Below are 12,967 nucleotides of genomic sequence, written 5' to 3'. Positions count from 1 at the left end.
TTGTTATCATTACAAATAAATAAAAACAGAAAGGAAAAAATTATGGAAAAGTTTGAAGAATTGATACAATCAGAAAAGCCCGTTTTAGTTGATTTCTTTGCAACCTGGTGTGGCCCGTGCAAGGCGATGCATCCGGTACTGGAAGAACTCAAAAACGAAATAGGAGATGCTGCCCGTATCGCCAAAATAGATGTAGACCAGCACGAAGAACTTGCTACCCGCTACCGTATACAAGCAGTACCGACATTTATCGTATTTAAGAAAGGTGAAGCCGTATGGCGCCATTCGGGTGTCATCAGCGGTAAGGATTTGAAAGCCGTTATAGAACAAAACTCTTAACAAGAAGAAATGAAGAAGATTATAGCAATGGTTGCCCTCGTGTTTTCCTGCATGCTGGCCTATGCTCAAACAAACGGAGAAGTTATCGTCATGAACAAAGCCATGTTCATCAAGGATGTGTTCGACTATGAGAAATCCCAGGACTGGAAATACAAGGGAAACAAGCCTGCCATCATAGACTTATATGCCGACTGGTGCGGACCTTGCCGCATGGTGGCTCCCATTATGAAGGAACTGGCCAAAGAGTATGCCGATAAAATCGTTGTCTACAAAGTCAATGTGGATAAGGAAAAGGAACTGGCAGCGTTGTTCAATGCAACAAGCATCCCTCTTTTTGTATTCATCCCTATGAATGGAGAGCCTCAGCTCTTCCGCGGAGCAGCCGATAAGGCTACCTACAAAAAGGCGATTGACGACTTTTTACTGAAAACAGAATAGTTCATAATAGAAAGAAAAAACTCCTGACTACCTTTACAAAAAGGCAAGTCAGGAGTTTTTGTATCCTATTCACTCAAAACACGATAGGCATCTCTTTCCATTCTCCTCCGTGTAGTTCCATCACCGATTCATATCCAGCTTTCCTCAAGGCACACAAAGCTTCGGGACGTCCGTTGCTTATCCGTTCCGGATAGTGTGAATCACTGTTTACCTGCACACGTACACCCAAATCATGCAGGTAGGAGAAATACCGCTCATTGGGGTAAAAAGTACCCAGGTCATGATAGGCTTTGGTATTGACCTCTACCTGATAGCCGCGACGGGCAATATCTGCGAAATACGCCCTAACCAGCTCATCATACCAAGGCTCCTCCAGCAATCCCGGGCGATAGCATGCTGCATTGTAGTGCATCTTATCGGCATGGCCCACAATATCAAAACCACCCAGCTCGAGCATCCTCGTCAACCTACCATAATAGAGACGGACCACATGCTCCAAGTCACCGCAGAAATGTCCGTCTACAATGGTCTTAAAGGTATCCGCAGGTACATCTACATCCACCACTTCCCCTTTGTCATTGTAGAGAAGATGTACAGAACCAATACGGTAGTCCAACGGCAACTCCCTGAAACGGGCGATGGACGGATTACTCGCTTCATTCAGATAATCAATCTCCAGACCGATATACAGTTCGATACGTCCGGCATACTTCTCCTTCAGACGATGGAATTCAGATAGATAGTCGTCCATGATATCCCACTCCATAGTCCATGCCGTAGAAAAAGGCAATGGAGCATGCGATGAAAAGCCATAAGATGTAAAACCTTCACTCAATGCAAAACGCACAAAGTCCTCCATGCCGGCACGCCCGTCACAATAAAGGCTATGGCTATGATAATTCGTCAGATTTCCCACTTTCTCAGTTCTAATTTTTAATTCTTAATTTTCAATTTCGAACTTCAGTTCGATTCTATCTCACTCAGCTCCAGCCAGCGCAATGTTTTTTCGTCAATCAAGTCCGACAATTCCGGCAAACGTTTCGACTTCTCCGTCAGTTCGTCCACAGACAAAGTACCGCTGCACAGAGCCTCTTCAATTGCATTCTTTTCGGTTTCCAGGTCAGCTATCTCCTGCTCCAATTGTTCAAACTCGCGTTTTTCCTTAAAAGACATGCGCCGTTTCTCGTTCAGACGCACCTTTGCCGTCTTGTCCTCCTGAGTCTTGGCGGCTTCTTTCTCTTTCTCCTTTTCCTGATGGACTTTCGCATCTTTCCAGTCGCGATATTGTGTATAGTTGCCGGGAAAGTCGCGGATGTCCCCTTGTCCGTTGAACACTAACAGATGGTCTACCACCTTGTCCATGAAATAACGGTCGTGGCTCACCACCATCACGCATCCTTTGAAATTCTGCAAATACTCCTCCAGCACATTCAGCGTCACAATATCGAGGTCATTGGTCGGCTCATCCAGCACCAGAAAGTTGGGATTGCGCATCAAGACCGTACACAGGTAGAGGCGACGGCGTTCTCCCCCACTCAGCTTGTAGACATAGCTGTGCTGTGTCTCGGGAGTAAATAGGAAATGTTGCAGGAATTGCGATGCCGTCAGCTTCTTGCCGTTGCCCAGTTCTATAACTTCGGCAATGTCCTGCACTACATCAATCACTTTCATCTGCTCGTCAAACTGCAAGCCGTCCTGCGAGTAGTAACCGAAGCGGACCGTCTCGCCAATGTCCAGCGTACCGCTGTCTGCCTGCTCCAACCCCATCAGTATCTTGATGAAGGTCGACTTGCCCGTACCGTTATTCCCTACGATACCCATCTTTTCGTAACGGGAGAAGATGTAGGAGAAATCATCCAGAATCTTCAAGTCACCAAAGGATTTGTACAGATGGTCTGCCTCGAATATCTTACTGCCTATATAAGAAGCCTTAACGTCCAGCTTTACATTGTCGTTGTTGAAACGCTGCTTAGCCACCTTCTCCAACTCGTAAAAGGCATCCTCCCGATAGCGTGCCTTGTGCCCGCGGGCTTGCGGCATGCGGCGCATCCATTCCAGCTCTGTGCGGTAGAGGTTATTGGCACGTTCTATCTCCACAGTCTTGGCCTCGATACGCTCTTGGCGCTTCTCCAGATAATAACTGTAATTGCCTTTATACTGATAAATCTGCCGGTTGTCTATCTCTACGATTTCGGAGCATACCCGGTCGAGGAAATAACGGTCGTGCGTCACCATCAGCAAGCTGAGGTTGTTCCGGCGGAGATATTCCTCCAGCCACTCCGTCATATCGAGGTCGAGGTGGTTGGTAGGCTCGTCCAGTATCAGCAAATCGGGTTCAGTGATAAGGGTATTGGCAAGTGCCACACGCTTCAACTGCCCGCCGGACAGATGTTTTACGTGCTGACTGAAATCACGTATTTTAAGTTGAGACAGAATCTGTTTCGCCTTCTGCTCGTACTCCCAAGCTTTTTCATGGTCCATACGCACCAGAATTTCGTCCAAGCCGGGATGCCCCTCCGTTTCCATGCAACGTTCATATTCCTTGATTAACTCGACAGTACTGTTGCCATGATGGAAGCACGCTTCGAGCACGGTCAGCTCTTCGGGATATTGCGGGTCTTGTTCCAGATAACCCACACGCAAATCACGACGGAAGGAAATGGTGCCATTGTCATACCCTTCCTTGCCGGAAAGGATATTGAGCAATGTCGTCTTGCCACTGCCGTTCTTGGCTATCAACCCGACACGCTGTCCCTCGGACAAGCCCAAAGAAATATTTTCGAATAGTACCAAGTCACCGAACGACTTGGTCAAGTTTTCCACCTGAAGAATTGAATTTACTGCTGCCAATGCTTTAATAGTTGAAAAATGAAAATTGAAAGTTGAAAATCACAGTACCGAGATGACCGGACCTTAGAACAAGGAGCTGTATATCTCCGGCAGATTCACTTTACCTCCTGCCTTTACTTTGCTCCAAACCAGCTTCATGGGGTCTATCCATTCACCGGTAGACGTGTTCAGCAATATGGGCGCTTCCCGGTTTCCGTCCACCAAGGTACGCCATTCCATACCGTCCACTTCATTGGCGAAAATAACACAAAGCGCGATGCCAAAAGCCAGCCATGCATCCTTCTTCTTAGGACCGATGTTGCTTTCTTCCATCATCTGCTGCATCTTGGCAATGTCTTCCTCGGCTCCCTGGAAATCCTTCTTCAACAATTCCTTTATAGTAGTATCCACCCACTCGTATGCTTCATTAATCTGGTAGATTTCCGAAAGGCGCACCGGAATTATCTCCGCTGGATACTTCACTCCATCCTTCCGCGTTTCCAGCGAAGCGATAATCTTCTCCGCTTCTGCAACCGGCTCTCCTTTCTTCACCGTAAACGAACATTCAAAGGCAACTTCATCCGCGCCCGTTATCCATAAATGGGAAGTATAGTACGCACCTTCTTCCTCGAACATCTCCTTACTATATGCACATTCCATCCGGCCTATCCTAACCGGAATGGCAGAGGAGTTTTCCCGTAACTCTTGCTTCACGGAGTCCTTGCCATATGTAGCATTCCCTTTGAAAGCCGAAATGCGAAAATTACCGGTCCACTCATTGGGGTTATAAAAAAGGAAAGAGCCTTCCCCGTCCTCGAATTCATTCCAGTCTACCGGATAAGTCATGGAGAACCATGCCCCCGGAGAGATAAATTTCTTGCTTTGTTTCATATATAGACTAATCTTTGCAAAGACAGTTCACACCATCTCAGCTATTTCTCGCAAAGATAGTACAAACCGAATGCAAAATAAAATGAACTTGTCCATTTTTTATGCTGAGGTGCAGCCTATCTTCGGTTTTAGGGCAAAAGTAACATATTACCGCCGTTGATATGCAAACAAACGAAACAAAAAAACAGCCGATTCTCACGAACCGGCTGTTCCAATCATCATCTATGAATGAAGACCATTAGAGCCTTCAATATCTTAACTATATCTTAAAATCCACATTTTGGGCGTAAAGATAATGAATTTGTATCACAAAATAAAATGCAATGAAAAATTAGTTTTGGGCACTGTCCCACCATACGGGTAAAGTCCATACGTCCTCGGCAGCATTCCAAAGTGCAATTGAAGTATCAGCTCCCGGAACAGTGGCACCGATAGCTTGCAGATTGGCCGTATTGTAGTTGAGTTCATGACTGCATTGCTGCCAACGACGGAACTGTTTACCTTGCGGAATATTCTTTTGGGCAGTAGCATCAACGCCATAGCGTGCAGGAATACCCCAGCCTAAGAAAAGCTCCGGATTAAAATCGTAGCGACGCATATCGTTCCAAATTTCCATGGAAAAATGCAATGCCAAACGCTTTTGAGTAAGAATCTTGCCCAAAGTAATATTCTCTTCAGTGCCGATACCATTGTTCAAATAGTTGTCAATGTCGGTTTGCGTCATAGGAGAGAACGAGGGGCATGCTTCCAAATTGGCATCTTCACGGCACCACACTTTCAACTTATCGTTCATACCGTCGATACTGGCTGCAATACCTTTCTTATAAGCATTAAAAGCCGCTCCTTTATTACCTTGGTTAAAGAGTACTTCAGCACGTATGAAACAAGCTTCGGCATAGGTTCCAATATAGGTGGGAGAAGACACGCGAGTATAGAAAGTTCCCGATTCGCGAGAGGCATCAGTGCCATCGCGACGATAAAGTAAATCAGGACGTCCTTGATAAGCTTTGCACTGACTGGTACACTCTACATAAATAGTGTCCCCCTTACGGGTAGAAGATTCACTGTCAATCCACCACCCTTTGGCTGCCGAGAAGTTCGAGCGCAACGGTCCGCCGGTAAGGCTGGGACTATCATTGCCAATCATATCTACACCCATAGAACGACGCCAACCGTTTTTGAACTTCACCTCTGCGGGTGAATTACTTGATTGCTTCGAATATGCCCAAGGTAAAATCTTATCGGCACGCGGATCTTCTATTCCACTTCCGGCAAAATTTGTCAGATTATCGTAAAGCATCTTGGTAGGCATATAGCCGGCATTCATGCCACATACAGAAAAGAGCGGTGAATAATCAACCGGTTCATCCCATCCCAATACATCATGCGAATTATTGGCATCAATATGATTGAATACGGTATTGTCGGCATTGCTTTGCTGAGCCTTGTCAAGACAAGCCAAGATTTCTGCGGCATCGTATTTCCCTTCAAGATAACTGCCTTCACCCTTTTTAATAAGCTTGTTAATGTAACGTGCTTTAAGTAAGTATGCCAATTTAAGCCACTTGTCTACACTACCACCGTTCCAAATATCGCCTACAGCCAACGAAGCTGTCGCAGACCCTTGCTCTTTTTGGAACATCTCGATAGCGGTGTCAAGATCGGCCAAACAGCCCAAATAGATTGTTTTTCCGTCATTATAGGTAGGAGTAACACCGGCTTCAGCCTCACTCGACTTGTAAGGCATTTCTCCATAAAGGTCCGTCATAAGCATAAAACCATAGGCACGAATTACGCGGGCTGCACCCACATAATGCCAAGCCTCGGCTGCCGTAGCCTTGTCAATCAAAAATGGAATATTTACAGCAGCTCCACAGAACCACCATTGGTAGGGAGTGGTAACGGCACCGGTCTGAGGACTCCAATAAGACATACTCCAATAAGTACCGCCGTCATAATAACGTGTCCAATCGCCCATAGACATACTGGAACGCCAAGCAGCAAACTGAGTGGCACTGTTGGTATAAAATTCAATATGTGCCAATCGTGAATCATAGGTCGCATTTCCGGCTGTGGGATTTTCGGGATCGACATTTACATCGAGCCAGTCACTACACCCCGAGAACAAAGTAATAAGGGCACCCACACTACATAATATCATAGATTTGAATAATTTCATATTGCTTCTGTTTTTTAAGAGTTAGAAAGTAAGATTCAAGCCAAACGACATGGTAGAAGTGGCAGGTACACCGCAGTAGTCAAATCCTACTGATGATGAGCCACCTACACCCGCACCGGCGGCAGCCACTTCAGGATCACCGTCGTAATTGGTGATGAGCAATAGATTGGTAGCAGCTACCGATACCGAAGCACGCTTTACAAATCCAATCTTGGAAAGCCACGTTTTAGGAAACTCATAGCTCAATGAAACAGAACGCAAACGCAAAGAGTTGACATCGGTAATATAGTTGGCTGACTCCTTGGAGTAATAGTTCTGATAGTAATCCTTAATGATGTTGTAGCCACTCATTTGTACTCCATTAAAAGTATAGGTTTTATCGGCTTCCCAAGTATTGGTCACTGGGTCACCATTGGCATTGACACCCGTTACAGTGAGAGAACGATTGCGTACATCGGCAGAGAACTGGCTCACACCGCTGTTATCCATAGCATATTGAGTACCGTTGACCACATCGCCACCTACACGGAATTCCCATAGCATATTGAAAGTAAAATTCTTCCAAGTAAGGGTGTTGTTCAATCCACCGGTAAACGATGACTCACGATTACCTACTGCTACAAGGGTTTTGTCATAAGTAGGCATACCGTTTTTGTCGAGTATCACCTCACCGGCGTCATTACGTTTCCATTTGGTACCGGCAATACCCATAAAATCTCCACCGCTGAACGAGGCTGCCTGCATACCGGCATATTGCACATCGGTAACATACATCACGCCCATACCTTCGGGAAGCCCGTCCAAAGTACCACGATTACCTGCCATGTTCAAGCCAATGTCCCATGTCCAGTCCTTAGTCTGTATGGGAGTTCCCGAAATAGAGAGTTCCATACCTTTGTTATACACATTGCCCGCATTGATACTCCAAAAGATGTAACCGGTAGATTGCGGACCGCGAGGAGCAAGAATCTGATTATATGAATCGTTGGTATAGTAAGCATAGTCTATGTGCAGGCGGTTTTTGAAGAAACTCAATTCCACGCCTATTTCGGTAGACTTGGTCATTTCCGGTTTCAGTTTGTCATTACCGCGTGTCCAAGTATTTCCCACACCTACCGTACCGTCAAGATAGGTACCCGTAGGCCATAAGGCAGTTTCCAATTCGTACACACCGGTATCTTTACCTACCTTGGCCCACGATGCACGCAATTTACCAAAGTTGAGCACACTGTCATCCAGCCAACCGAGTCGCTGCAAGGCTTCAGTAAATACGAATGAACCGCTTACCGAAGGATAGAAGTACGAACGATTTTCAAGAGGAAGAGTAGAAGTCCAGTCATTACGACCGCTCACAGTGAGATAGAGCATATTTTTCCATGATGCACGGAATTCTCCAAAAGCTCCTACCAAACGTTTCTTAGTAGCTGCATGTGTGAATTGCTTATTGTCTTTACTGGCATTGGCGTATGAGAAAAAATCAGGAACGGAAAAGTTCCAAGCCATCATCGAGCTACGGTCTGTCTTGGTTTCGTCCATTGTGGCACCCAACAAAAGATTCAAATCGAAATCACCGAACTTATGGCTCATGTTCGACATAAAGTCATGGCTCATATAGCGGAACTGCTGGGTGTTGTCACTCATCATACCTTTTTGCCACACTTGTTTAAGCACGCCATTGGCAGCCAAACGGTTGGAAGCGGTTTGGGTATAACGGTCAATACCTATTTTATAAGAAACAAACCACCATTTGGCAATATCGGCTTTTATACTGAGCATCCCATTGAAACGGTCGATGTCGTCATACATGTGGTTACGATTGACAATCCAATAGGGGTTGTCGCGTTCGTCCCATGGATCAAGACGATCGCCAAACAAACGATAACGGGTACCATCCTCGTTCTGATAGTGGGTCATTCGGTCGAAAGGAGACCAGTTGTACACACCATAAAGAGCACCATTACCACTCGAATTATAAAGCCCGGCACCCGTCAAAGTACGGTCTGTATGAGCATCGCTATATGCGGCACTGGCGTTAAAGATGAAAATCCCCACCTTCTGCTCACCATTGAAACGGAAAGCATATTTCTTGTATCCGGTCTCGGGCACAACACCTACTTGATCATAGTAAGACCCTGAAAGATAGAATTTACTGTTCTTGGTACCCCCGGCTACGCTGGCACTTTCATCGAAAATGTTTCCGCCTTGAAAGAAATCACCTATGTTATCATAAGTAGCTGCGTTCGACTTCTCTCCCCACGAAGTATAAGCAAAGTCATTAAACACAGTACCAGTATAGTTCTTCTTTGAATCATATTGGTCTTCCATATATCCACGGGCATATTGGCGTTGCGTTTGCGGCAGGCTCTTTACCCATGAAGCAGTAAACTTAGAATTGATATTCACTTCAACCACGCCCTCTTTACCTTTCTTGGTAGTGATAAGAATAACTCCGTTGGCTGCACGTGAACCGTATAAAGCGGCAGCTGCAGGGCCTTTGAGCACCGACATACTTTCTATATCTTCGGGGTTTATATCCATCAAACGATTGGAAGTAGTAGAGGCAGAACGCATGGAACCATCGAAAGCCGAATTGCCCACCACTGATGAAGAGTTATCAAAAATAACACCATCCACCACAAAGAGCGGCTGATTGTCTTTGCCTTCAGCACCCGACGTTCCTCCACGCAATATAATCTGAGCGCCCGCACCAGCGGCACCGGATGACTGAGTAACATTCACACCGGCCACTTTCCCCGAAAGGGATGAAATAGGATTGGCAGTTTTCATCTTCATCAATTCATCCGACTTCACATCCTCCATTGAATATCCCAAAGCCTTGCGCTCTTTCTTGATACCCATTGCCGTCACAACCACTTCGTCCAGCGCTTGCGAGTCATCTTGCAAACTCACAGTATAAGTAGTGGCGTTCGTCACCTTCAATGTCACTGTTTTGTAGCCAATGAAAGATACCTCCAATGTGCTACCCACCGGCGCCTCTACAGAAAAATTTCCATCAATATCCGTCACAGCGCCGGTACCAGAACCTTTTACTAACACGCTGGCGCCGATGATGGGTTCGCCTGCCGCATCTAAAACTTTACCTGTGATTTTCTTGGCTTGCTGAGTACTTTGGGAACTTAGCACACTTTCAACAGCTGCATTAGCAGCAAAAGGTGCAGACACCCCAAACAATGCAAGCAACACTAATGATAAGCAATAATTTCTTTTCATAAGCTCTATTATTTGGATTTGTTTGCAAACATATGAATTAATTTAGAAATTCTATCATCAATCGAATTAAAAATTACTAAATAAATATTAAAACATTTGCATTTATATTTTTGCAAAGTTTTAAATATCTATTTAGTAATTATTCAAAGCATTAACTCTTAATCATATTAATGCCGTACTTGTATATAATATATCTCAATGATGCGAAAAAACGAAAAACACATCACATTTATCATTTATATATAGCAATGTTTTGAACTATTTGATTTACGCATTAAAGCATATTCATAAATCTTTTTATATAAAAAGAACTTGATTACGTGGGGATATTGGTATGGATAAGGATTCTAAAAAGCAAATTAGTTAAAATGATTCATAAGTTCATCAAAAAATAGTGTTAGACTATTAACAATAATAAATTCCACATATAATCTACATTAACATTTTATTTTTCAGCATAATACTAATATATACAAGTTTCACTTATAAAAACTGGTCTCTTTCCATGTTGTGGAATTTCCATATCAGTGGTGACATATATAATGGTACAGATTATTTCATGACAGCACGTAGCATGAGTGTGAGAAATGCAAACCGTGAAAATCCAACAATCAAGAGGGTAATTGTTAATGGAAAAGACACTGAGGGTAAAGAGACATATACACCTGCTACATATACTTTCAGCGCTGATAAATTTTATAATAGAAATCACTAGTGTTCAGTTTTAATTCATTGAAGCCTCTCAACGGTCTTCATTCATAGATGATGATTGGAACGGCCGGTTCGTGAAAATCGGCTGTTTGCATTCTACGCCTCATTTCCCTATCGGCTGTATTCTCCTTCTCACCTCTTTGGATATTTCCAGAAACATATAGTTCAGTTTGCCGGAATGAATGCCTTCCTTATTCTGGGCATACTTCTTATTGGCATACTCCTTGGACTTGTCAAAGGTGATGCGCGACATCTGGTTCTGCGACTTTCCCACCATCGTCGAATCCAACTGTTCGTCCGGAAAGAAATCATCCAAATCCACATCACCAATCATGGTCGTTTCAAGGAAATTCATGTCTTTATGACTGGAATCCGTGTAGTATCCTACAAACATATGCCCCGGGGTGCGCACCAATATAGGTTCTATGTTGATGGCACGGAGCAGAGAAGCAAAAAGCACACTTCCATCCACACAGTTGATTTGCGAGGACTCCAAGGCGTCATCGAACGTGCGCACACGCTGTGAAAAGACCACATTGCTGGAAAGGCTCGTATTGGAGACCGAGCTATAACGAAACTTACGCTTCTGCAGTACATTCCACAAGGCATAAACCTGCCTGTCCACCACTTCGGCACCTCCCTGATAGCCTAAAAAACGGTTGACGATACGCGTATCCAGCGCTTCACGCAACAGTTTGTCAATCATAGGATTCTCCTCATTTACATATGCTGCAAAAAAGATGCCGGTATCATGGAATTTTGTACCATTCGTGACATACCCCAACAGACATTCATTAATGCTGCGAACGGAAAAAGTACGCACCCTCTGCCCCAAATCCTTACCGTTCATCTCTACCATAACGGCCACACTAATGGGTTCCGCCTGGTTGTTATTCTTCAGAGCCTCATAATTCCATATGATATCAGGATAGATAATATACTCCGTACGCGGTTTTGCCAGCACAAATTCCGACACTGAACGGGAAAAGAACGGAGTCTCCGCAACTTCTACCCGCACCCGGCTATAAGCATTCCTCGAACGGACACGGACAGCGATGCACGACTTCGGATTACCTACATACATGGAGTCTACCGGCACTATGACCTGAGCATCGGTGGTAGCCACTGAAAGGATACTGGAAGGGAATATATTACCGCCCAGCTCATCCGCGATATCAAAGCCCGAACGGAAAGGAGCCGTATTCAGCCAGACAGAGCCGATTATCACTAAAAGCAGAGTTCCCACAATAACCGGCAAACGCCTTTTAGAGAAACTCCTGATATACATAAGTTCTTTCATACAATTCAATATTTACGAAGCAAAGATAATATTTTATATGTGACAGGGCTTTTAGATAAACGAGAATTTAATGTAACCCAAATGTAACACTTGTTTCATCATTCCGTAACAAATTAGCCTCACTTTTGTACCCAGAAAGTAGAAATGGCCTGCATCTCAGCACAAGTTTTCATGCAAACATGAAAATTCTGCATTCGGTTTGCACTATTTTTGCCGATAAAAAGAAATAAAGTTTAACTTTGTGACAAGAGAATTGTTTTATCCTTGTCATACATAAACAACAAAGCAATGAACGATTACCGGATTTTAGTAGTGGACGATGAAGAAGACTTATGTGAAATTCTGAAGTTCAACCTCGAAAACGAAGGCTACGAAGTGGATACGGCAAACTCCGCTGAAGAAGCTCTGAGAATGGACATTGGCAGCTACAGCCTGCTACTGCTGGACGTGATGATGGGAGAAATTTCCGGCTTCAAAATGGCGAGCATGCTGAAGAAGGACAAGAAGACAGCCCGGATACCCATCATCTTCATTACCGCCAAAGATACGGAAAATGACACCGTGACCGGTTTCAACCTGGGAGCGGACGACTACATATCCAAACCCTTCTCGCTACGCGAAGTGGCGGCACGTGTCAAAGCCGTACTTAGACGCACCCGACAAGGAGAAACGGAACATGCACCGGAACAGATTGTCTACAAGACGCTGGTACTGGACATCATCAAGAAGAAAGTCTGCATTGACGGCGAAGAGGCACCACTCACCAAAAAAGAATTTGAAATCTTATTGCTGCTTTTGCAGAATAAAGGACGCGTATTCTCGCGCGAGGATATACTGAACCGCATCTGGAGCGACGAAGTATATGTGCTGGACCGCACCATCGACGTGAACATCACACGTCTGCGCAAGAAAATCGGAGTTTATGGCAAATGTATCGTAACACGCTTGGGATATGGTTATTGTTTCGAAGCCGAATAACGACAGACACTTTCTGTCCTTCAGCCGGAAGCTTTTCCTTTCGGTCATCTCGCTGTTCCTCGTATTCGCCG

The 12,967-nt window shown here is 44.7% G+C and carries 9 protein-coding genes; 3 read left to right on the top strand and 6 right to left on the bottom strand.

Annotated features, from left to right (window positions below; genetic code table 11):
• The first annotated feature begins 42 nt into the window (after positions 1 to 42).
• Positions 43 to 339 carry a thioredoxin gene (gene trxA / locus ABUA47_RS01045; protein WP_035447998.1) on the top strand — a complete coding sequence of 99 codons (297 nt, stop codon included), beginning with the start codon at positions 43 to 45 and terminating at the stop codon, positions 337 to 339.
• Between the two features lie 9 nt (positions 340 to 348).
• Positions 349 to 777 carry a thioredoxin family protein gene (locus ABUA47_RS01040; RefSeq protein WP_005826712.1) on the top strand — a complete coding sequence of 143 codons (429 nt, stop codon included), beginning with the start codon at positions 349 to 351 and terminating at the stop codon, positions 775 to 777.
• Between the two features lie 73 nt (positions 778 to 850).
• On the opposite strand, the gene ABUA47_RS01035 is transcribed toward ABUA47_RS01040, so the two are convergent.
• The 6 genes from ABUA47_RS01035 to ABUA47_RS01010 all read right to left on the bottom strand — a co-directional run bounded on the left by ABUA47_RS01035 (position 851) and on the right by ABUA47_RS01010 (position 11,918).
• Positions 851 to 1,693, bottom strand: coding sequence for a histidinol-phosphatase (locus ABUA47_RS01035; RefSeq protein ID WP_035447995.1), 843 nt, complete (start codon positions 1,691 to 1,693; stop codon positions 851 to 853).
• Positions 1,694 to 1,737: 44 nt separating this feature from the next.
• Positions 1,738 to 3,627: an ABC-F family ATP-binding cassette domain-containing protein gene (locus ABUA47_RS01030; protein ID WP_035447992.1), complete on the bottom strand. Its 1,890-nt coding sequence runs from the start codon at positions 3,625 to 3,627 to the stop codon at positions 1,738 to 1,740.
• A 63-nt stretch (positions 3,628 to 3,690) separates the two neighbouring features.
• A complete protein-coding gene (locus ABUA47_RS01025; RefSeq protein ID WP_035447989.1) occupies positions 3,691 to 4,497 on the bottom strand; it encodes a DUF3805 domain-containing protein in 807 nt (268 codons plus the stop codon).
• A gap of 331 nt (positions 4,498 to 4,828) precedes the next feature.
• Entirely contained in the window at positions 4,829 to 6,676 is a 1,848-nt protein-coding gene (locus ABUA47_RS01020) for a SusD/RagB family nutrient-binding outer membrane lipoprotein (protein ID WP_035447986.1), read from the bottom strand.
• Positions 6,677 to 6,697: 21 nt separating this feature from the next.
• Positions 6,698 to 9,907: a SusC/RagA family TonB-linked outer membrane protein gene (locus ABUA47_RS01015; RefSeq protein ID WP_035447983.1), complete on the bottom strand. Its 3,210-nt coding sequence runs from the start codon at positions 9,905 to 9,907 to the stop codon at positions 6,698 to 6,700.
• Positions 9,908 to 10,721: 814 nt separating this feature from the next.
• Positions 10,722 to 11,918, bottom strand: coding sequence for a hypothetical protein (locus ABUA47_RS01010; RefSeq protein WP_005835974.1), 1,197 nt, complete (start codon positions 11,916 to 11,918; stop codon positions 10,722 to 10,724).
• 288 nt (positions 11,919 to 12,206) lie between these two features.
• On the opposite strand from ABUA47_RS01010, the gene ABUA47_RS01005 reads away from it, so the two are divergent.
• On the top strand, positions 12,207 to 12,896 hold the full coding sequence (locus ABUA47_RS01005) for a response regulator transcription factor (protein WP_035449393.1): 690 nt from the start codon (positions 12,207 to 12,209) through the stop codon (positions 12,894 to 12,896).
• The last annotated feature ends 71 nt before the right edge of the window (positions 12,897 to 12,967 follow it).

This window comes from Bacteroides sp. RTP31139st1_H2_RTP31139_211217, from assembly GCF_040227615.1.
Lineage (GTDB): Bacteria > Bacteroidota > Bacteroidia > Bacteroidales > Bacteroidaceae > Bacteroides > Bacteroides uniformis.
The sequence above is the reverse complement of the archived record's forward strand: the minus strand, read 5'-3'. Positions and strand labels throughout refer to the sequence as shown.